This is a genomic window from Acidovorax sp. NN32, from assembly GCF_057597245.1.
Window position 1 is genome coordinate 283,655 of the sequence record NZ_CP199679.1, and the last position, 21,548, is coordinate 305,202.

Annotated in this window: 19 protein-coding genes; 10 read left to right on the forward strand and 9 right to left on the reverse strand. The window is 65.0% G+C overall.

All coding sequences use genetic code 11. From position 1 onward, the window contains the following. The first annotated feature begins 37 nt into the window (after positions 1-37). The 8 genes from ACT89O_RS01320 to ACT89O_RS01355 all read left to right on the forward strand — a co-directional run bounded on the left by ACT89O_RS01320 (position 38) and on the right by ACT89O_RS01355 (position 11,218). Complete coding sequence (locus tag ACT89O_RS01320; protein WP_055398805.1) at positions 38-1,246, forward strand: ABC transporter substrate-binding protein; 1,209 nt, start codon at positions 38-40, stop codon at positions 1,244-1,246. A 115-nt stretch (positions 1,247-1,361) separates the two neighbouring features. Next, a complete protein-coding gene (locus ACT89O_RS01325; protein ID WP_487261620.1) occupies positions 1,362-3,269 on the forward strand; it encodes an ABC transporter permease in 1,908 nt (635 codons plus the stop codon). Continuing rightward, the gene (locus ACT89O_RS01330) at positions 3,266-4,051 is read left to right on the forward strand and encodes an ABC transporter ATP-binding protein (protein WP_055398725.1); all 786 of its coding nucleotides are present in this window, start codon (positions 3,266-3,268) and stop codon (positions 4,049-4,051) included. The genes ACT89O_RS01325 and ACT89O_RS01330 overlap by 4 nt, the downstream gene beginning before the upstream one ends. Before the next feature lie 2 nt (positions 4,052-4,053). Continuing rightward, on the forward strand, positions 4,054-4,797 hold the full coding sequence (locus ACT89O_RS01335) for an ABC transporter ATP-binding protein (RefSeq protein ID WP_176889093.1): 744 nt from the start codon (positions 4,054-4,056) through the stop codon (positions 4,795-4,797). A 131-nt stretch (positions 4,798-4,928) separates the two neighbouring features. Next, the gene (locus ACT89O_RS01340) at positions 4,929-6,104 is read left to right on the forward strand and encodes an ABC transporter substrate-binding protein (protein ID WP_487261621.1); all 1,176 of its coding nucleotides are present in this window, start codon (positions 4,929-4,931) and stop codon (positions 6,102-6,104) included. A 17-nt stretch (positions 6,105-6,121) separates the two neighbouring features. After that, complete coding sequence (locus ACT89O_RS01345) at positions 6,122-6,628, forward strand: (2Fe-2S)-binding protein (RefSeq protein ID WP_487261622.1); 507 nt, start codon at positions 6,122-6,124, stop codon at positions 6,626-6,628. Continuing rightward, positions 6,625-10,380 (forward strand): molybdopterin cofactor-binding domain-containing protein, encoded by a 3,756-nt coding sequence (locus ACT89O_RS01350; RefSeq protein WP_487261623.1) that lies wholly within the window; start codon positions 6,625-6,627, stop codon positions 10,378-10,380. Before ACT89O_RS01345 ends, ACT89O_RS01350 begins: the two co-directional genes overlap by 4 nt. 127 nt (positions 10,381-10,507) lie before the next feature. Continuing rightward, positions 10,508-11,218, forward strand: a complete 711-nt coding sequence (locus ACT89O_RS01355; protein WP_244303666.1) for a hypothetical protein — start codon at positions 10,508-10,510, stop codon at positions 11,216-11,218. Positions 11,219-11,651: 433 nt separating this feature from the next. Here the strand turns inward: ACT89O_RS01355 and ACT89O_RS01360 are convergent, their stop codons facing one another. Both ACT89O_RS01360 and ACT89O_RS01365 read right to left on the reverse strand, forming a co-directional pair. Further along, the gene (locus ACT89O_RS01360) at positions 11,652-12,191 is read right to left on the reverse strand and encodes an EVE domain-containing protein (protein WP_487261624.1); all 540 of its coding nucleotides are present in this window, start codon (positions 12,189-12,191) and stop codon (positions 11,652-11,654) included. A 101-nt stretch (positions 12,192-12,292) separates the two neighbouring features. Continuing rightward, positions 12,293-12,913 (reverse strand): LysE family translocator, encoded by a 621-nt coding sequence (locus ACT89O_RS01365; protein ID WP_055399759.1) that lies wholly within the window; start codon positions 12,911-12,913, stop codon positions 12,293-12,295. A 101-nt stretch (positions 12,914-13,014) separates the two neighbouring features. Between ACT89O_RS01365 and ACT89O_RS01370 the strand changes: the two genes are divergently transcribed. Next, entirely contained in the window at positions 13,015-13,464 is a 450-nt protein-coding gene (locus tag ACT89O_RS01370; protein ID WP_015012065.1) for an Lrp/AsnC family transcriptional regulator, read from the forward strand. Between the two features lie 8 nt (positions 13,465-13,472). On the opposite strand, the gene ACT89O_RS01375 is transcribed toward ACT89O_RS01370, so the two are convergent. From ACT89O_RS01375 to ACT89O_RS01385, 3 genes are all read right to left on the reverse strand, one after another. After that, positions 13,473-13,901 (reverse strand): VOC family protein, encoded by a 429-nt coding sequence (locus ACT89O_RS01375; protein WP_121507896.1) that lies wholly within the window; start codon positions 13,899-13,901, stop codon positions 13,473-13,475. A gap of 19 nt (positions 13,902-13,920) precedes the next feature. After that, positions 13,921-14,298 (reverse strand): VOC family protein, encoded by a 378-nt coding sequence (locus ACT89O_RS01380; protein ID WP_487255815.1) that lies wholly within the window; start codon positions 14,296-14,298, stop codon positions 13,921-13,923. A gap of 93 nt (positions 14,299-14,391) precedes the next feature. After that, positions 14,392-15,285 carry a helix-turn-helix domain-containing protein gene (locus ACT89O_RS01385; RefSeq protein WP_306555650.1) on the reverse strand — a complete coding sequence of 298 codons (894 nt, stop codon included), beginning with the start codon at positions 15,283-15,285 and terminating at the stop codon, positions 14,392-14,394. 214 nt (positions 15,286-15,499) lie between these two features. Between ACT89O_RS01385 and pobA the strand changes: the two genes are divergently transcribed. Beyond that, the gene (gene pobA / locus ACT89O_RS01390) at positions 15,500-16,672 is read left to right on the forward strand and encodes a 4-hydroxybenzoate 3-monooxygenase (protein ID WP_487261625.1); all 1,173 of its coding nucleotides are present in this window, start codon (positions 15,500-15,502) and stop codon (positions 16,670-16,672) included. Between the two features lie 1,236 nt (positions 16,673-17,908). Here pobA and ACT89O_RS01395 read toward each other — a convergent pair. The 4 genes from ACT89O_RS01395 to ACT89O_RS01410 form a co-directional block, all read right to left on the reverse strand. Next, positions 17,909-18,487 carry an RES family NAD+ phosphorylase gene (locus ACT89O_RS01395; protein ID WP_487261626.1) on the reverse strand — a complete coding sequence of 193 codons (579 nt, stop codon included), beginning with the start codon at positions 18,485-18,487 and terminating at the stop codon, positions 17,909-17,911. Between the two features lie 18 nt (positions 18,488-18,505). Beyond that, the gene (locus tag ACT89O_RS01400) at positions 18,506-18,982 is read right to left on the reverse strand and encodes a helix-turn-helix domain-containing protein (protein WP_487255811.1); all 477 of its coding nucleotides are present in this window, start codon (positions 18,980-18,982) and stop codon (positions 18,506-18,508) included. Positions 18,983-19,002: 20 nt separating this feature from the next. Beyond that, entirely contained in the window at positions 19,003-19,425 is a 423-nt protein-coding gene (locus ACT89O_RS01405; protein ID WP_487255810.1) for a hypothetical protein, read from the reverse strand. A 276-nt stretch (positions 19,426-19,701) separates the two neighbouring features. After that, entirely contained in the window at positions 19,702-21,447 is a 1,746-nt protein-coding gene (locus tag ACT89O_RS01410; RefSeq protein ID WP_487261627.1) for a tannase/feruloyl esterase family alpha/beta hydrolase, read from the reverse strand. Between the last annotated feature and the right edge of the window lie 101 nt (positions 21,448-21,548).

Sequence of the window (21,548 nt, forward strand, 5' to 3'; positions counted from 1 at the left end):
GTTCCCCTTCCCCAACCCACCTTTCAGGAGTTTCCCCATGACGATGCGACGAAACCTCATGCGTGCCACGGCCGCAGCCGCGCTGGCATTCACGCTGGCCCCTGTGGTGCACGCCCAGGATGTCATCAAGATTGGCGAGATCAACAGCTACAAGGCGCAACCCGCCTTCCTGGAGCCCTACAAGAAAGGCATGGAGCTGGCGGTCGATGAGATCAACGCATCGGGTGGGGTGCTGGGCAAGAAGGTCCAGCTCATCATCCGCGACGACAACGCCAACCCTGGTGACGCCGTGCGTGCTGCCGAAGAACTGGTGTCGCGCGAAAAGGTCGATGTGCTCACGGGCTCGTTCCTCTCGCACATCGGGCTGGCGCTGACCGACTTTGCCAAGCAAAAGAAATTCTTCTTCCTGGCCGGTGAGCCACTGACCGACAAGATCGTCTGGCAAAACGGCAACCGCTATACCTACCGCCTGCGTCCCTCCACGTACATGCAGGTGTCGATGATGGTGCCCGAGGCAGCGGCCCTCAAGAAAAAGCGCTGGGCGCTGGTGTACCCCAACTACGAGTATGGTCAGTCGGCCGTGGCCACGTTCAAGCAGCTGCTCAAGGCGGCCCAGCCCGATGTGGAGTTTGTGGCCGAGCAGGCGCCCCCGTTGGGCAAGGTCGATTCGGGTAGCGTGGTGCAGGCCCTGGCCGACGCCAAGCCGGATGCGATCTTCAACGTGCTGTTCGGTGCCGATCTGTCCAAGTTTGTGCGCGAAGGCAACACGCGTGGCCTGTTCCAGGGCCGTGAAGTGGTCAGCCTGCTGACGGGCGAGCCCGAATACATGGACCCGCTCAAGGACGAAGCGCCGAACGGCTGGATCGTCACCGGCTACCCCTGGTACGGCATCCAGACGCCTGAGCACAAGGCCTTTCAGACTGCCTACCAGGCCAAGTTCAATGACTACCCGCGCCTGGGCTCCATCGTGGGCTACAGCGCCATCAAGTCGCTGGCCGAAGGCATGAAGAAGGCCGGCTCCACCGACACTGAAAAGCTCGTGGCAGCGTTCAAGGGCTTGCAGGTGCCCACGCCGTTTGGCCGCATCACCTACCGCCCCGAGGACAACCAGTCCACGATGGGCGGCTATGTGGGCCGCACCAAGAACGAAGGCGGCAAGGGTGTGATGGTGGACTACCGCTATGTGGATGGCAGCAAAGTCCAGCCCTCGAACGACGAAGTCAAGAAAATGCGCCCCGCCGACTGACGGCCGCGCAAGGCCGGGGAGGGCTCTCTCCCTGCCAACTGCCCCTGATCTCTGAACCATAGCGCAGGCGCCGACCTGCAGGGATGGACCTTGCCGTGACCCCGAAGGATGTGGAATGAGTTTTTCGAGTTTTATCGTTCAGCTGCTCAACGGACTGGCGGGGGCCTCCTCGCTGTTCCTGGTGGGCGCCGGGCTGTCGCTGATCTTCGGTGTCACGCGCATCGTCAACTTTGCGCATGGCTCGTTCTTCATGGTCGGCATCTATGTGGCCTATTCGCTGGTGGCCAAGCTGGGCACCGGCCTGGGCTTCTGGCCCGCGCTGCTGCTGGCGGCGGTGGTGGTGGGGGCGCTGGGCGCTTTGGTGGAGGTGGTGCTGCTGCGCCGCATCTACAAGGCGCCCGAGCTGTTCCAGCTGCTGGCCACGTTTGCACTGGTGCTGGTCATCAAGGACGCTGCGCTGTGGTTCTGGGGGCCGGAAGAACTGCTGGGCCCGCGCGCGCCGGGGCTGTCGGGCTCGGTCAACATCCTGGGGCGGCAGTTCCCTTCGTATGACCTGTTTCTGATCGTCGTGGGCCCGGTGGTGCTGGGCCTCTTGTGGCTGCTGCTCACCCGTACACGCTGGGGCACGCTGGTGCGCGCTGCTACGCAAGACCGCGAAATGGTCAGCGCCCTGGGCGTGAACCAGGCCTGGCTGTTCACGGCGGTGTTTGCCCTGGGCGCGCTGCTGGCGGGCCTGGGCGGTGCGTTGCAGTTGCCGCGCGAACCCGCCACGCTGGAGATGGACCTCAACACCATCGGCGCAGCGTTTGTGGTGGTCGTGGTGGGGGGCATGGGCTCCATTCCGGGCGCCTATGTCGCGGCCCTGTTGATCGCCGAAATCAAGGCCATCTGCATCTGGCTGGGCGTGGTGGACATCTTCGGTTTCAGCGTGTCGTTCTCCAAGCTCACGCTGGTGGTGGAGTTTCTGGTGATGGCCGTGGTGCTGGTCTGGCGCCCCTGGGGCCTCATGGGCAAGCCGCAGGGCGTGAGCCGCAACACCGGCCTGCCCGAGGCGCCTCTGCGCCAGCCCGAGCGCTGGTTCAAGCTCGGTGGCGCGGCGTTGGTGGTTGCTCTGGTGCTGTTGCCGTTGCTGACCACGGGCTCGCCATACCTCACGGTGCTGATGATCGACCTGCTGATTGCCGCGCTGTTTGCGGCCAGCCTGCACTTCATCATGGGCCCGGCAGGCATGCATTCGTTCGGCCACGCTGCGTACTTTGGCCTGGGCGCCTATGCCGCAGCGCTGCTGGTGCGCTCGGCGGGTATCCCCATGGAGCTGGCGCTGGTGCTGGCGCCGCTGGCGGCGGCGGCGGGCGCGCTGCTCTATGGCTGGTTCTGCGTGCGCCTGTCGGGCGTCTACCTGGCCATGCTGACGCTGGCGTTTGCCCAGATCACCTGGGCCATCTGCTACCAGTGGGACGGCTTCACGGGCGGCAGCAACGGCCTCACGGGCGTATGGCCGGCCGAGTGGCTGTCAGACAAGCGCAACTACTACTACCTCACGCTGGCCCTGGTGGTGGGTGGTGTGCTGTTGTTGCGCCGCGTATTGTTCTCGCCGTTTGGTTACGCGCTGCGGGCCGGGCGGGATTCCGTGCTCCGGGCCGATGCGATCGGCATTGACGTCAAGCGCATGCAGTGGACGGCTTTCGTCATCGCCGGCCTGTTCGCCGGCCTGGGCGGCGCGCTGTTCGCGTTCTCCAAAGGCAGCATCTCGCCCGAGACGCTGCATGTGGGCCGCTCGGTCGATGGCCTCGTCATGGTGCTGCTCGGCGGGATCCAGACGCTGGCGGGCCCTGTGGTGGGCGCCGTCACCTTCACCTGGCTGCACGACACCGTGGCGCGCAACACCGACTACTGGCGCGCCATGCTGGGCGCCATCATCCTGATCCTGGTGCTGCTGTTCCCGCAGGGCATTGCGGGCGCCATCAAGCAAATCTTTGACAACAAGCGCGAAGCCAAGAACACGAAGGAGGGCACGGCATGAGCCTGCTCAAAGTCTCTGGCCTGGGCAAGTCCTTTGGCGGCGTCAAGGCGGTGGATGGCATCCACTTCGAGCTGGCTGCCGGCGAGCTGCTGGCGCTGATCGGCCCCAACGGCGCGGGCAAGTCCACCACCTTCAACATGGTCAACGGCCAGCTGCCTGCCGATGCCGGCTCCATCCAGCTCAATGGCCAGGAGCTGGTGGGCCGCAAGCCGCGCGACATCTGGCGCATGGGTGTGGGTCGCACTTTTCAGATCGCTGAAACCTTTGCATCGCTCACGGTGGTGGAGAACGTGCAGATGGCACTGATCTCCAACGACAACCGCCTGTTTGCGATGTGGCGCAAGGCGGCAGACCACAAGCGCGACGAGGCCCTGGCGCTGCTGGACCAGGTGGGTATGAAGTCGCAGGCCGACCGCCCCTGCAGCGTGCTGGCCTATGGCGACGTCAAGCGCGTGGAGCTGGCCATCGCGATGGCCAACGCGCCGAAGCTGCTGCTCATGGACGAGCCCACCGCCGGCATGGCGCCCAAGGAGCGCAACGAACTCATGGCGCTTACCAAGCAGCTGGTGATCGACCGCAACATGGCCGTGCTCTTCACCGAGCACAGCATGGACGTGGTGTTTGCCTATGCCGACCGCATGATCGTGCTGGCGCGCGGGCGCCTCATTGCCGAGGGCAAGCCGCTGGAGCTGCGTGACCACCCCAAGGTGCAGGAGGTGTACTTCGGCACCGGCAAGACCTTCGAGAAGAAAACGGCAGCCGCTGCTGCAGAGGCCGCATGAGCATGACGACCAACGAACCCAAAGAGCTGCTGCTGCAGGCCAAAGGGCTGCAGGCCTGGTATGGTGCGGCGCAAATCCTGTATGACGTGGACCTGGACGTGCGCCGGGGCGAAGTCGTGGCCCTGATGGGCCGCAACGGCGCAGGCAAGTCCACCACGCTCAAGACGCTGATGGGCATGCTGGCCAAACGCAAGGGCCAGATCCAGTTCATGGGCAAGGACATCTCCAAAAGCGACCCGCACGACGCCGCGCGCCTGGGCCTGGGCTTTGTGCCCGAAGACCGCCGCGTGTTCACCGACCTCACAGTGATGGAGAACCTTGAGGTAGGCCGCCAACCCGCCCGCACCTGGCCCGACGGCACGGCCGCCCCGGTGTGGACGCCCGAGCGCCTGTTCAAGCTCTTCCCCAACCTGGGCGAGATGCCCCAGCGCCCCGGCGGCCGCATGAGTGGTGGCGAGCAGCAGATGCTCACCGTGGCGCGCACGCTCATGGGCAACCCTTATCTGGTGCTGCTGGATGAGCCCTCCGAAGGCGTGGCCCCCGTCATCGTGGAGCAGATGGCGCACATGATCCTGGAGCTGAAGGAGCAGGGCGTGAGCATTCTGCTGTCCGAGCAGAACATGCACTTTGCCGAGCTGGTGTCCGACCGCGCCTATGTGCTCGAAAAGGGCCAGATCCGCTACCAGGCCAGCATGGAAGAGCTGGCCGCCAACGAAGAGGTGCGGCGCGCTTACCTGAGCGTGTGATGCACCTGCGCAGCCGTGCGATGTGGTGCGCTGCACACGGGTGCTGTTGGTTACAAAAAACACCTCTTCAAACACTTGCGCGATGCGAGCACAAGCCCCGAAACTGGCGCCTTTGATGTAAGGAGCACTACATGAAGTGTCGAGGAGTGGAGGATGGATGCATCGACCGCCGGACTGCCATGGCGGGGCTGGCGGCAGCAGCGGGATGGGCCTGGGCGGGGCCGGCCGCTGCCGAGACCGGAGTGACGGACACCCGCATCAAGGTGGGGCAGTCGGCCGTGTTCACCGGCCCTGCCAAGGATTTTGGGGTGGACTACAAGGCGGGCATCGCGCTCTACTTCGACAAGGTCAATAAAACGGGTGGCGTGTTGGGGCGCACGCTGGAGCTGGTGTCCCACGACGACGCTTACGACCCCAAGAAGACGGCCGAGAACACGACCAAGCTGATCGATGAGGACAAGGTGTTCGCCCTCATCGGCTACGTGGCCACAGGCAACCTGATCGCTGCCATGCCCATTGCCGAGAAGGCCGGTGTGCCCATGTTTGCCCCGCTGGTCGGCACCACATCGTTTCGCACCAACCACAACCGCTACCTGTTCCACGTGCGTGCCAGCTACGAGGCCGAACTTCGCAAGATCGTGGGGCACCTGGCCACGCTGGGCATCCACAACATTGCGGTCATCTACCAGAACAGCGCATTTGGCAAATCCAACCTCGACACCTGCCTGCAGATTGCACAGGGGCTCAAGGTCAAGGTGGTGGAGTCCGTGCCCATGGAGATCGCCGCCACCGACGCCAAGGCCCAGGTGGCCTCGCTCACCAAGGCGCAGCCTGGTGCGGTGGTGATGATCATGGCGGGCAAGATGGTGGAGGTTTTCCTGCGCGACTACCGTGCCGGGGGCGGCGCCTCGCCGCTGTACACGATATCGGTGGGCATCACCGATGCGCCGGGCTCTGCGCAGCGCTTGAACGGCGGCATCGAAGGGCTGGTCACGGCCAGCATCGTGCCCTCGCCACAGGCCAGCCGCCTGCCCATCGTGGCGGACTACCGCAAGGACCGCGTTGACGCGGGCGAGAAGATCGACAGCTACACCATGCTGGAGGGCTACATTGCCGCCCGCGTGTTTGTGGAGGGCCTCAAACGCGCGGGCAAAGCGCTCACGCGTGAAGGCTTTATCAAGGCCATGGAAGACATGGGCACCACCAAGATCGGTGACTTTCCGCTGCAGTACGGCCCGGGCAACCACAATGGCTCCAACTTTGTGGATCTGGAGATGTACACGCGCACCGGCAGTCTCCGGCGCTGAGGGCATCCCAAAGAGACATGCACGCGCCCGCTTCGCTTCACACCATGGTCGTCAACGGCCAGCCTTGTGCCTTGCCAGCAAGTACCTCCACCCACGCCACGCTGCTGCACGTGCTGCGAAATGACTTGTCGCTCAACGGCCCCAAATACGGCTGTGGCCTGGGGCAGTGCGGGGCGTGCACGGTGCTGGTGGACGGCATTGCCGCGCGGGCCTGCGTGATCCCGGCGCAGGGCGTGGCAGGCCGCGAGGTGACCACGCTGGAAGGCCTGCCCGGCCGCTGCAGCCGCACCGAAGGTCTTCACCCGGTGCAGCAGGCCTTTGTGGATGAGCAGGCCGCGCAGTGCGGCTACTGCCTGAACGGCATGGTGATGATGGCCGTGGCCTTGCTGGAGCGCGACCCAGACCCCGACGAAGCCGCCGTGCGACGCGAGCTGTCGGGCAACCTGTGCCGCTGCGGCACACATGTCGAAATCATTCGCGCCGTGCTGCGCGCGGCCCAGTTGATGCGCGAGGCCCAGGCATGAGCGCCACACCTGACAACGCCGCACCCCTGCGCGCCCACAGCCCGCTCACCCGCGCCGACTTCCATGCCGCCCAGGGCGTGCTGCTGGTGGTGCGCAACCCACCGCCCGCGCCACCGCCCGTCAAGGGCCAGCCCGCGCTCGTGGCGGGCAACCCGGCCGAAGGCGTGGAGATCCTCATCGCCGTGTGGGACGACGGCAGCGTGACCGCACTCAACGGCCATGTGGACCTGGGCACCGGCATCCGCACCGCACTCGCGCAGATCGTGGCCGAAGAACTCGATGTGCCGCTGGCCCAGGTGAACATGGTGCTGGGCGACACCACGCGCGCGCCCAACCAGGGCGCCACCATCGCCAGTGCCTCCATCCAGATCCACGCCAAGCCTTTGCGCACCGCCGCCGCGCAGGCACGCCACTGGCTGGTGGCGCAGGCCGCAGAGCGGCTGGGCGTGCCAGTGGATGCACTGCAGGTGGGTGCGGGGGTGGTGCAGGTCATCGCAGACCCATCGCACCAAGTGGCCTACGGCGCGCTGCTGGTGGGCGCACACACCACGCTGGAGCTGGTGGATGCCACGACCACCAAGGCCGCCGCCGACTACACCGTGGTCGGCCAGTCCGTGCCGCGCGTGGACATCCCCGCCAAGGTCAGCGGCGAGCTGGTGTTCGTGCATGACATGCGCGTGCCCGGCATGCTGCACGGCCGCGTGGTGCGCCCGCCGTATGCGGGGGCAGACCATGGCGACTTCATCGGGAACACGCTGGAATCGGTAGACCAGCAGTCCATCGCGCACATCCCCGGCATCTGCGCCGTGGTGGTGATCCGCGACTTCGTTGGCATCGTCGCCGAGCGCGAGGAACAGGCCGAGCAGGCGCTGCGCGAGCTGAAAGTGCGCTGGAAGGACTGGCCCGGCTTCCCGCGCCAGGACAGCACTGAGGCGCTGGAGCAGGCCATTCGCGCCAACCCCGCCACCCAGCGCCGCCTAGTGGACGAGGGGGATGTGGAGGGCGCCCTGGTCGCGCTGTCTGCCGACGGCCAGCCCATGCCGCGCACCTATGTGTGGCCGTACCAGATGCACGGCTCCATCGGCCCATCGTGCGCGGTGGCCGAATGGCGCAGTGATGACAGCACGGGCCGCCCACGCATGACGGTGTGGGCAGGCACGCAGAACCCCCATGTGCTGCGTGCCGACCTGGCCCGCCTGATGGGCCTGGCCGATATGGACATCGACCTCATCCGCATGGAGGCCGCAGGCTGCTATGGCCGCAACGGTGCCGACGATGTAGCGGCCGATGCGGCACTGCTCTCGCGCGCCGTGGGCGCCCCGGTGCGCGTGCAGCTCACGCGCGAGCAGGAGCATTTGTGGGAGCCCAAGGGCACGGCCCAGCTCATGCAGGTGCGCGGCGGGCTCAAGGCCGATGGCACCGTGGCGGCGTACGACTTCGAAACGTCCTACCCCTCCAACGGCGCGCCCACGCTGGCCCTGCTGCTCACCCGCACCATCGAGCCCGTGGCCCAGGCCTACGAGATGGGCGACCGCACCGCGCGCCCGCCCTACCAGTACGACAACCTGCGCGTGGCCGTCAATGACATGCCGCCCATCGTGCGCGCGTCGTGGCTGCGCGGCGTGTCGGCCCTGCCCAACTCGTTTGCGCACGAGTCCTATGTGGACGAACTGGCGACGGCGGCGGGTGTGGACCCGGTGCAGTTTCGCTTGCAGTTGCTGAACGACCCGCGCGCCGCCGAGCTGGTGCAGGCCACGGCTGAGAAGGCGGGCTGGATTCGCCACACCGGCCCGCAGCAGCGCGACCTGGATGGTGACTGGGTGCAAGGCCAGGGCTTTGCCTATGCCCGTTACATCCACAGCAAATGGCCCGGCTTTGGCGCCGCCTGGGCAGCCTGGGTGGCCGATGTGGAGGTCAACAAAAGGACCGGCGAGGTGCATGTGCGCCGCGTGGTCGTGGGGCACGACGCGGGCCTGATGGTGAACCCCGCCGGTGTGGAGCAGCAGGTGCATGGCAACGTGCTGCAGACCACCAGCCGCGCGCTCAAGGAGCAGGTGACGTTCGAGCCCGTGAAGCAGGCCGTGGATAACCGCGAGTGGGGCAGCTACCCCATCCTGAGCTTCCGCGAGGTGCCGGTCATCGAGGTCATGCACATGCCCCGGCAGGACGAGGCGCCGCTGGGCTCGGGCGAGTCGTCGTCCGTGCCGGGAACGGCGGCCATTGCCAATGCGATCTTTGATGCGACGGGCGTACGCTTCCGCGCGCCGCCCTTCACACCCGAGGTGGTGCGCGCCGGGCTCAACCCCTTGCCCGGCGGCGCAGGCGAGGCGGCTGCAGGCAGCACCCCACCCACTGAGCAGGCCGAGGTATTGCCCACGCTGGAACTGCCCGCACCCACCGTGCCCGCCAGCGCCACATGGCCCACACAGCGCAGCCCCTGGGCCCGCGCGCTCGCTCTCGTCGCCGGTGGCATCGCCATGGGCGCGGCGCTGCTGGGCTGGCGCCCCTCCATCGCGCCCGTGGTGCAGACGGCGGGCGCGTCGGTCTACAACGCCGCCACCATCGAGCGGGGCCGCCTGCTGGCCTCTGCGGGCGACTGCGTGGTGTGCCACACCGCACCGGGCGGCACGCCCAACACGGGGGGCCGCGCCATGGACACGCCGTTCGGCAAGGTCTACACCACCAACCTCACGCCCGACGCCGAGACCGGCATCGGCCAGTGGTCCTTCAGCGCCTTCCAGCGCGCCATGCGCGAAGGCATCTCGCGCGATGGCAAACACCTGTACCCCGCGTTCCCCTACACCTCGTTCGCCAAGATGAGCGACGACGACCTCACCGCGCTGTACGCCTACCTGATGGCGCAGCCCGCCGTACGGGCCGAGGTGCCGAAGACCGAGCTGACCTTCCCCTTCAGCGTGCGCCCGCTCATGGCGGGCTGGAACGCGCTGTTCCACGACGCGACCCCGTTCAAGCCCGACCCGACCCGCCCGCCCGAATGGAACCGGGGCGCCTATCTGGTGCAGAGCGTGGGCCACTGCGGCGCCTGCCACACGCCGCGCAATGCGCTGGGGGCCGAGCTGGGCGGGGCTGCGTTCCTCTCCGGGGCCATGATTGATGGCTGGGAGGCACCTGCGCTCACCGGCCTGTCGAAGGCGCCCGTGCCCTGGACGGCCGATGCGCTGTACGGCTACCTGCGCCACGGCCACAGCCCGCAGCACGGCAGCGCCTCCGGCCCCATGGCGCCCGTGGTGCGCGAGCTGGCCCACTTGCCGGACGAAGACATCCGCGCCATGGCGGGCTACCTGGCCTCGTTCACCGCTACGGACGCGGCTACCCAGCCATCCACCCAGCCTGTGCCTGACCCGCAGCAGCGCGCCCAAACCGCCGTGGCCCAGGCCGCCGCGCTGGCCCCGCAGCCCGGCCAGGCCCAGCGCCTGTTCGACGGCGCCTGCGCCGCCTGCCACCACGACGGCGACGGCCCGCGCCTGCTGGGCGTGAACGTGCCCCTGGCGCTCAACAGCAACCTGCACAGCGACCGGCCCGACAACCTGCTGCAGGTCATCGTGCACGGCATCCACGAGCCCGCCGCGCGGGACATCGGCTTCATGCCCGGCTTCGGCTACGCGCTCAGCGACGCACAGATCACCGAGCTGGCGGGCTATATGCGCCAGCGCTACGCCCCCGGACGCCCGGCGTGGCGTGACGTGCCCGAGGCGCTGGCCCGTGTGCGGGCGGGGCCTGCGCATCCTTAGAGCAGGTTTTTTTGAGCTTTCTGGGGCTCTGGCGCCTGTGGGGTAAGTGCAGGCAGTTATCAAAATTGGAGCAATCGCAGGCTCCGTGTTCGGCCCGACAATCGGGCTGCACCACCGCCCAGACACCATGACACCTGCCGCTCCCCTGCAATCGCACAGCGCCATACTTACCCCGCACCGGCGCGTGCAGCGCATAGGCGGCGCCGCAACGCTGGCCCTGTGTTGCCTGGCCCTCACGGCCTGCGGGCCGGATGTGCAGGGGTCGCCCAAGCCGCCCCCGGCGTTTGGCCCGGTGCAGAGCAGCTGGTTCGGCTGCCCATCCCTGCAAGGGGTGTACGCCTGGCCGCCGGTCGAGCCCGCTGGCGTGCGGGGCAGCCTGCCGTTTTTTACCGGCTCGGCCGAGATGCAGGTCTGGGTGCAGCAGCAGCGCGGCGAAACCACGCTGCGCACGCGCACCGCCAACCGCGCACGCAACGTGCGCACCTCGCTCACCCGGCAGTGGAGTCTGGTCACCTACAGCGGTACGCATGCTCGCTGTAGCTCCGGCATGCTCGACTTGGCTCCGCAGACCGTGTCGCCGGACAAGGAGCCTGGGGCCCCGGGCGTGCTGCAGGGGTTCAGGCTGGCGCTGCTCAAGGATGGCGGGCTGGCCGTGGGCAAGCGCACCCTCAGCACGGGCAACAAGGGCTCGTACTTCTCGTGGGGCGGGCAGTCCTACGGCAGCTACGATGCGCCCGATGTGGAGACCTGGACCTGGCTCAAGCTGGCCCGCACCGCTGCGGGGGACACCGAGCCGCCGGTCATCGACGCCTACGTGCCTGGGGCCACCTCTCCATAAGCCCCTTGGTTGCAGAGCGGCGCGCGAAAAAAGCCGCGAACTTCCCCGTTTATCGCGCTACCGCCTGCGCTTCCACCTCGGCACAGTGGCATCGGGGCTTGGTCCATGGTGGGGCAGGCCCGGGCGCCCTCCTTTTTTTGTCGGGGCAGGCGCCCATGTCATCGGCCAGCCACGCGGCGGCCGCCCACTGTTGCCGCTCAAGGAGAAGACCATGCCTGCTAGCGAAATTGAAATCCACGCGATCGTGCTGCGACTGCTGCGCGAAGGCTATGCCGCCCTGACCGCCGCCCAACGCCGGGTGGTGGACACGCTGATGGCGGTGTGCTGACAGCTACAGCTGCCCGCGTGCTGTTCGGAGGCTCCACGGGGCTGTTTGCGATCCTCTTGAAGTCTTTTGGGCCGGATGCGCCAGTGCTGATTGCCTGAATAGCTATCAAAAATGTAGTAACTGCAGCTCGGCCTGCATCGCCTGCGCAATCAGGCGCATGTCGTGGTCGCTGACGGTAAACAGCCCAAAGCGAAACTTGCTGCCCCAGCGCTGGCGGTCGTCCACAAACTCCAGCGCGTCCAGCAGCGGCGCAATCGCCGCCCCACGTGCAGGCACATAGGCCACGTCCCGCCGCGACGGCACAAACCCGCCACCCATGTCAAACGCATACGGCGCACCCGGCAACACGATGCCAATCGAGATAAACGCTTGCAGCCGGTCCTTGCCACCCATCGTGATGGTGGGCGCGTAGTACGCCACGCGGTCGCCGGGCCGTATGCGCTGCAGCGGCGCAACCTTGCCATGGCACATCTGCATGTAGCCCGCGCCAGGCGTGGCGCAGCCCCGGCGGGCGTGCTGGGCGCAGGCCACGGCAATCCAGTTGCGGCGCGTGGTGGCTGCGGGGTTCGCTGCCGACACAGGCATGTCGCTGCGCGCAGGCTCGGCATCCGGCCAAAGGGGGTGTTGCAGCACGGCGTCGGTCATGAGAAAGCCCCGGGTCAAAGAAGCCACCGATGGTGCGGGCGTGCTGCTGACACCGCAGTGTCAGTACCTTTGCAGCATCCCTGTCAGCAGCGCACGGGTTCTCAGACCAACTGCCCCCACTGCCACAGTGCAAACCCGCCCAGCAGCAGGGCCGACGCCCGGTTGATGCGCTGGCGCCAGGCGGGCGTAAAGCGCTGGCGCTGGTAGGCAATCGCGCCGGTCAGCAGCAGCCACCAGGCGGCAGAGCCCACCAGCACGCCCGCCACCATCCACAGCGGCGACGGCAGGCTGGGCCGGCCGCCACCCAGCGAGCCAAACACCGCAATGAACGACACGATGGTGGCCGGGTTGGCCAGCGTCAGCGCAAACGTGCCGGCCGCCAGGCCCAGCAGGCCCCGCGCATCGCGTGCCGGTGCGGCGGTGTGGGCCACGGGCGCGTGCCAGGTGCGCCAGGCCAGCACCAGCAGCAGTGCGCCGCCGCCCAGCGCCAGCGGCGTCTTGGCCTGCGTCAGCCCGTCGATGAGCCAGCGCACACTGAAGGCGCCCACGGCGCCATACACCGCATCGGCCGCAGCCGCGCCCAGGCCTGTGGCCAGCCCGGCCGCCAGGCCCCGCTCCAGGGTGCGTTGCATGGTCAAAAGGCCAATGGGGCCCACAGGGGCCGCGATGAGCACGCCGATCACGGCGGCTTGCAGAAACACGGTGATTGAGGTCAAGTCCATGCACCAATGCTAGGGTGGTGGTTGGCGGTGGAGAATGCAGAAAATTCGGCGAATCCAGAACTGGGTTTCGTTTTTTTCTGTGCCAATCGATAAAGGCTTTTATGGAAGTCGATGACAAAGCCTGGCGCTTGATCAGCGCGTTGCAGGCCGATGGCCGCGCCTCGCTCAAGGAACTGGCCGAGGCCGTGGGCCTGTCGGTGCCCGCCACGCTCGAGCGCCTGCGCCGCCTGCAAGAGGCGGGCGTGGTGCGCGGCGTGCATGCCGACATCGACCCCGCCAAGGTTGGCTACGGCGTGCGCGCCGTGGTGGGCATCAACGTGCCGCAGCCCGGCAAGAAGGCGCTGATCGACAAGCTGCGTCAGTCGCCCCAGGTGCTCGAATGCCACCATGTCAGCGGCAACGACTCGTACGTGATGCAGGTCGTGGCGCGCGACCTGCCCGATCTGGAGCGCTTTCTGGGCGATATCAACGGCTATGGTGAAACGCGCACATCCATCGTGTTCTCCACGCCCATCCCGCTGCGTGGCCTGGCCCGCCCGGAGGCGGGCTGACCCACCCCTCAGAACGTGATCTTCACCGACGCCGCACTGCGCTGCGCGTCGCCATGGAACACCGCCTCGATGTTGTTGCCATCCGGGTCCAGCACAAAGGCGGCGTAGTAGCCGGGGTGGTAGGGGCGTTCGCCCGGTGCGCCGTTGTCGGTGCCGCCGTGGGCCAGTGCGGCCTGGTAGAAGGCATCCACCATCGCCCGGTCCTGCGCCTGAAAGGCCAGGTGCGTGCGGCCGGTCAGGTGGCCTTGCGCGGCAGGGCTGTCGGCAGACGACACAAACAGCTCGTCCGCCCAGAAATAGCCCTCGTCAGCGCCACCCATCGGCACCTTCAGCGCCCCCAGCGCGGCTGTGTAAAACGCCTGGCTGGCCGCCAGATCGCGCACAACGAGCTGAATGTGGTCAATCAGCCGTCCCCGGTGCAGTTCCTGTGTTTCCATGCGGTTGTCCCTTCTTCAATCAAGAAAGTGCGTGCAAACCCACGCGGTTGCCATCCAGGTCATGGATGTGCGCAAAAAACCCCATGCCCGGTGGCAATGCCTGGCGGGGCAGTGCTACCTGGCCGCCGTGGGCTACGGCGCGCTCCAGTGCGGCGTCGAGCGAGGGCGAAGCGTCCAGGTACACCAGTGTGCCGCTGCCCGATACCTGCGGTGCCGTCGGGCCCATCATCAACGCGCCGCCCACGCCGTCTGCTGCGCCGTCGTAGGGAAACACAGCACCTTCGCTGGGCCCCATGTTCTCGCGGCGCAGGGGCTGGCCCAGCACGGCTTCATAAAAAGTCTGGGCGCGGTCGAGTTGGGTGGTGGGGATTTCAAACCAGGTGATGGCGTTTTTCATGCAAAGGCTCCTTGTGTGTGCAAACTCAAAAAAGAAGCCTTGATGGTCGCGGCGGCCTGCTGACAGCGCAGTGTCAGCAGCGTGTCACCGGGCTCACGTGATGCGGCCCGGGCTCGATGCTGCAACCTGTGCGCGAAAGCTGCGCGGCGACAAGCCTGCATCGCGCGTGAAGGCGCGGGTGAAGTACGCCGGGTCGGCATAGCCCAGCGTGTAGGCAATGGTGGCCACGCCCAGGTGCGTGTAGGCCAGGTTGCGCCGCGCCTCGCGCATCAGGCGCGCCTCAATCAGCCGCTGGGCCGATACGCCCGTGGTGGCCCGCGACACGCGGCTGAGGTGCGTGGGCGACACGGCCAGCGCCCGCGCGTAGTCGGCCACCTGCCAGTGCTCCAGAAAATGCGCCTCGATCAGCGCCTCCAGCCGCTGCACCAGGCTGGACTCTGGTGCTGCCGCGTCGCCCGGGCTGTGGTCTTCCATCGCGCGGGCCACCCAGCCCAGCAGCGTGGCGCTCAGGCCCCGCAGCACCAGCGCACGCGCCTTGGCGCGGCCCGAAAACTCCTGCCAGATCTGCCCCATGGCCTGGCTGATGGGCGGGCTGGCGGTGACCACGGCGGGCCGCGCCAGGTCGCGCCGCACATCGCCCACGCGCACAAAAATCTCGTCCATCAATTCATCGGCCAGCGTGGCCACCCAGCCCTGTGTGTGCTGTGTGAACCGAAACGCATGCACATGGCCCGGCGGCACGTTGATGAGCGCACCGGCGGCCAGCGCGTGCTGCTCGCCATCCAGGTGCGCCACGCCGCCGCCCGATTCGATCAGCAACACCTGGTGCAGCCGCGTGTGCCGGTGCGGGGCCAGCTCCCAGTCGTGCAGCACCGATCGCGCGGCAATCGTCTCGCAGTGCAGCACGTCGGGCAGGTGCTGCGACTCGCCAAACAGGCTGTACGACTGGATGCTGCTGTGGTTCTCGGCCATGTTCGAAAAGTGCATGTTCTGGCTCCATCCGTCCATTCAACGCGGCGACTGTGCCACGTATCTTTGGGTGGTCGTTTTGACCCATGTCATCAACCCAACAGAGCGGCTCACACAACTCAGCGAAGCGGCCCTGGCTAGGCGTCCTGCCGCAGACAGTACAAGCAGTACGGCAAGGCAGGACAACAACGCCAGGGGAGTTTTGTGAGCCGCTCGCCACAAAGGAGACACCATGAAAACCCAGGTTTGCATCATCGGCGGGGGCCCCTCGGGCCTCATGCTCTCGCAGCTCTTGCACCTCAAGGGCATCGACACCATCGTGCTGGAGCGCCAAAGCCGCGAATACGTGCTCGGCCGCATCCGCGCCGGCGTGCTCGAGCACGGCTTTGCCGCGCTCATGCGCGAGGCCCAGTGCGGCGAGCGCATGGACCGCGAAGGCGAGATCCACGACGGCTTCATCATTGCCCACGACGGCAAGATGGACCGGGTCGATTTGCACAAATACAGCGGCGGCAGCTCGGTGGTGGTGTACGGCCAGACCGAGCTGACGCGCGACCTGTACGAAGCGCGCGACCGCATGAAGGGCATCGTCATCCACAACGCCGAAGACGTGCAGCCGCACGACCTCAAAAGCGCCAACCCGTACGTCACCTACCGCAGTGGCGACGAGGTGGTGCGCATCGACTGCGACTTCGTCATCGGCGCCGACGGCTTCCACGGCGTGAGCCGCAAGTCCATCCCGCGCGACGTGCTCAAGGAGTATGAAAAGGTCTACCCCTTCGGCTGGCTGGGCGTGCTCTCGCGCACCAAGCCTGTCTCGCCCGAGCTGATCTACGCCAAGCACGAACGCGGCTTTGCGCTGTGCTCGCTGCGCTCGCAGGTGCTGAGCCGCTACTACGTCCAGGTGCCGCTGACCGACACCGTGGAAGACTGGTCCGACGAAGCCTTCTGGGCCGAGCTCAAGCGCCGCCTGCCCGCCGAGGTGGCCGACAAGCTGATTACGGGTGCCTCCATCGAAAAGTCCATCGCCCCCCTGCGCTCTTTCGTGGCCGAGCCCATGCGCTACGGCAACCTGTTCCTGGCGGGCGACGCCGCCCATATCGTGCCGCCCACCGGCGCACGGGGCCTGAACAGCGCGGCATCCGACATCTACTACCTGTACCACGCCATGGTGGCGCACTACCAAAGCGGCGACAGCACCGGCCTCGACAAATACTCCGAAAAGGCCCTGGCCCGCGTGTGGAAGGCCCAGCGCTTCTCGTGGTGGATGACGACCATGCTGCACACCTTCCCGGATTCCATCGCGTACGACCAGAAGCTGCAGGACACGGACCTGGCGTATCTGTTCTCTTCTGAGAAGGCGCTGGGGTCGCTGGCGGAGAACTATGTGGGGTTGCCGTTCTGAGCATCCGGCATTCGTACTGCCACCCAATCAAAGGCTTGCATGGGGTTCTCTCATGCAGGCCTTTTTTTGCGCCCAGATCGGCATTCGGTGCAGGCAGTCGCGTTGGGCAGCGGCCTCCATCTGCTACGCAAAATTTAGGCAGAACTGATGCTTACGCCCGCACAGCAGGCCCGATAGCATCGCACCAAGTTTTCAGATCATTTGCCCAGTGGTGTCGATGTGCGATTCGACGATGGCTCGAATACGATGAAGCTGCCGATGCAGCGTTTTGAGGCAGTGCACTTCACATCCGATAGTGCCAATCAACAGTCAGGAAAATCTCAAAAATGGATTGGGTCCCGATAGTCTTCATTGTGTTCAAGGTGGCCGTTTTCGGCACAGGCATGTTCTTCGCCATCAAGTGGCATTACGACCAAGGGAAGAAGGCGAGGAACGAAGCCAGCAGGTCGCAAATGCCGACCGAACGCACGCCGGGCGCGTCGGAGTAGGCGTCTGATTCCCCGGCGATGGTCGGCGGGCCATCAAACTTTTCCCTACCTGTATCACGCGATGGTCGCCCGTCAAAAAAAAGCGGCGACGGCATCCAGCTCGACAAATACCCCGAGAAGGCCCTGGCCCGCGTGTGGAAGGCTCAGCGCTTCTCACGGTGGATGACGACCATGTTGCACACCTCCCTCGAATCGCTTGCCTACGACCAGAAGCTGCAGGACACGGACCTAGCGCATCTGATCTCGTCGGCGGAGAACTATGTGGGGGTGCGGTTTTGAGCCGCCGGGTCGTGCATCTGGGCGCACCCTGGGGCTTGGATTGCTTAGGGGCTGTATTGCCAAGCTTCCTATAGAAAGCCCGTCGCAAAATCTAAGGCTTGCAAAGGTTCGCCGATGCAAGCCTTTGTTGTAAGCCTGCACAGCAGAACATCGCTCCTTCGACAGGGGAGTCTTCCCAGCCACCGCCTTGGGCAGCATTGGCTATCTGCTATGGGCACATGTCCGCCCGGCTGATGCGTTCGCCCGGGCTGTTAGCAGCTATGCCATCGTGAATACATTGCATTTCGCCAGTTTTTTTGTCCCAGCAAATATCCCCAAACAGCATGAGCATCTATTGCAGCAAGCGCACTTGTTTGTGTTACTCCAGCAGTCAGGAGCTGGGAAAAAGGCCTCAATGCAAGTATCTGAACAAAAAATGCCAGTCAGTGGTTTAACTGACTGGCATTGCGCATCAGCGGGCTCGTAAACGTCAGCTGATCTCCACCCCAGATCGTCGCGCACCCTCAACCACTGCACCATGCAGAATGTCAGTGCCCGGCTTCACCAGAGGCCAAGCCTCTACAAAACCCAGCTTTTTGGCACCGGGCTCAAAGAGGCACACACACTCATGATGCGGGTGCTGCGCTGAGGCGTACAGGATGCCTTCATAGCCTTGTCCAAAGCACTCCTCAGCAAACGCTTGGGTATGCTGAAGACGCTGTGACTGCAGCACCGGGTATTGCTCTTCGAGTCCTCGCAAATCCACCAGCCTCAAGGGCTTCCTGGATGTGAAAGTGCCCAACTCCTTCAACCGCAAATCCGCTAAAGCAACGAAGGTTTTAAGTTCACGTCTGAAAACTGCTTCATACAACGCCGTCTCCGCGCTATCTGCCAGATACGCAGTCACCCCAGTTGCCAGACAAAACCGCCCTGCTTTGATGCCTGCCGGAGGCAGAATCATTCGATTGATTTTGACACTACCCTTGCGTACAGCAGTGCGCTGCACGCGATGGAAAATCTGCCCAGCGGGCAATTCAATTTTAGGAACCTGCTTTTCTGAAATTATCATTTTTGAAGAACATATTTATTAATGTCCTTCTGCCATAGCCAGTTGCAAGATACGCTCTGCAGATTCGCCCTGTTCCAACGCCACCAAAGGGGTGCGGCGGTCAAGTGCCTCTTGAGAGTTTTCAAGGAACGCCAGCACGCTCCAGCTATCCGTCGTGCCCAGCGCTTCAAACAGAGGCTGAATCAACTCAAAGACCTGCGGCTCAAATTGCCACTTAGGAATTTTGAAGCCACGGCGCAGGTTAGCAATGCCAATGCAACGATTTTGCCTAATCCAAGCATTAATCGTTACACGCGACACGCCGGCCAGCTCTGCAGCCTCTTCAGTCGTCAGCATGTCAGCTGCAGCAATCCGGTTTTTACGGAACTCTGCACCTGAGCGCAAAACTGCAGCAGACTGTGCTGCAGTAGCATACGGGTCAGCCTTACCCGCTGTTTTATCCTTGGCATCTACCTTAAGCCGAGCAGAAAGATTGTTTAGTGAATTAATCAACATTTAACTTCCTTCTACCATATTCATGGTGCATTCTTCATGTTCTCTTTTAGTGGAGAATAAAATCCGCACCGTGCGAACAGAGTGCTCTGGCAATTTGCTCTTAGCTTTGAAGATAAAGAATTAATAAATTTTTCAAATTTATTAATTAACAGCGAAAATCTAAGCGTCCAAATATATCTTGATTTTCCGTCTGAAGATTCAGATTCAAATTCTGACAATGAATCTATAGCACGACCAATAAGTACTGAAAATGCATAGTCTAGATAAGATTTTCTTGTCTCATCGTGCGTTTTGCTGCCTTCATCAATAATTTGAAATATTTTTTTATTCAGTTTATCTCTAAGTTTTTCGACGCTACCTTCCGGAACAATAGATCCTTCTTGTATTAATCGCTCTCGAAGCGATTGCATAGGGTTGGGTGGTGATAGTGCTTCGGCTGTCATGTGAGAGCTTCAAATTTGAGGGGTGACGACGGCTAGCGTCGGTTGTGGAGGTGAGCCCATTGTCGCAATTTTTGAAAGTTTGGTCAATCTCGTTAAGTTGGGAAGATTTGGATGCTTGGAAGTTCGTACGGAGCTGTAAGGCAAACCGGCGCACAGCAAGCGGTAGCTTGCTGCAGGATCCACTCCCATAGGGCTCGTTACCGCGCCACCAAGTAACCATCCCCTTCACCCAAAAAAAAGCCCGGCAGACGCCGGGCTTCCCACTTTCAACCCCCCTCACTTGCAGCTAAAACTGCTCGCACTCTCCACATCTCCCGTCCCGTTGTACCGCGCCACCTTGGGGTACGCACACAGCGGCCGGGTGCGGTTGGCGGACCAGCTGGCGGGCAGCTCGTTATTGACCACCTTGGCCCCCGCGCCGCGCGCGTTCGCCGTCACGCTGTCGGGCGCCTTGCCTTGTTCCACCCAGGCCACCAGCGGGGCCAGCATGTCGAACTGGTCGGTGGCGGGGCCGCCGGAGCAGTGGTTCATGCCGGGCACCAGGTACAGGCGGGCAAAGTCGTCGGCCTTGCCGCCGTGGGTTGCCTGCACGCGGTCCATCCAGTTCGCGGTGTCGATGGGCGAGAACACGCCGTCGGCCACGCCGTGGTAGACCATCATCTTGGCGCCCCGATTGCGCAAGGCGCCCAGGTCGGCGGGGTTGGGCGGCGTCATGTACGACCAGGATGACTCGGTGTAGACCGGCGTGGTGGCGAACATCTTGGGGTAGTCCGCGTCCAGGCTGAAGTTCAGCGCGTACTGCAGGCCGGTGGTGGCCTTGAAGGCGTCCAGGGTGGAGGGCGGTGTGGTGAACAGGAAGGCCACGGCACCCGCGTCGCGCGTGGTGGGTGCATTGAAGTGCCAGAACGCAAAGTTGCTGCCTGCCACGCCGGGGTCGAACCAGGTGCCGGTGTACAGGGCTTCGCCCTTGCTGTTCTTGGGCCCGGCAAAGATGCTGGCCAGCACGTTCTTTTGCTCGGCAGAGATGCACGACCCGTCCCGCGCGGTGTTGGCAGCGGTGCAGGTGGGCACATCGCGTTGCAGGTTGAACGCGGCCTGGCAGGCCTGCACGTCGTTCACCTGGCCGTCGGTGGCGCCGTCCAGCGCGTCGCAGCGCTCCACAATCTTGCGGCCGATGAGCTGGAATTCGGCGGGGCTCACGGCCTTGGTCAGGTCGGGCTGGCCGTTGACTCCGGCCGGGGATACCTTGGCGTATTGCTGGGCCTTCCACAGCTGCGCGGTGGCGGCCTTGGGCAGGCTGAAGCCGGGGTTGCCCGCCAGCACGCCGTCGTACTGGTCGGCATAGCGCGATGCGGCCACCATGGCGTGGCGGCCACCGTTGGAGCAGCCTGCGATGTACGAGCGGTCGGGGCCCTTGCCGTAGGCGCCCTTGATCAGGTCTTTGGCCATGGGTGTGAGGGTGCCCACGGCCTGGTAGCCGTAGTCGCGCCGGGCCTGGGGGTCTAGCCCGAAGAAGGGCGTGGGCGCGCTGTGGCCTGCGTCAGAGCTGAGCACGGCAAAGCCTTGCACCAGGCCGGGGGCCACGGGCGCAGCGCCGCTTACCGCGCCGAGTGCGGTCACCACGCTGCCGTCCAGCCCGCCGTTGGCCTGGTGCAGAAAGCGGCCGTTCCAGTGGACGGGCATGCGGATCTCAAAACCGATGGCGTAGCTGGCGCCGTCCACGGGGCCGGTACGCTCTTTCATCTTGCCTTTGACGAGGCAGTGCGCAGGCGCTTGGGTGGTGTTGCCCTGCAGGGTGATCGGGCCTTCGGCCACCATTTCTGCCGAGGTGATGCGCGTGTCGGGCAGCGCAAGGCTCTGGGCCAGCGCGGTGCAGTTTTTCAGCGTGGCGGGTGTGGCGGCGCCGAGCTGCGGTGGGGGCGTGGTGCGCGGTGCGCTGGCGCAGCCCGCCAGCAGCGTGGCGGTGCCCAGAGCCATGGCCAGGGCCGACAGGGGGAGGGGGCGCGTGAGAGGGTGTGGCATGCGGGTCTCCGAAGGGTGGCGGGTGTGCCCCCGCGTTGTGGGCGAGGGGACACACCCCAAGAAAAAAAGGCCCGGGCCGCAGGGGGCCAGGGCCTGGGGGC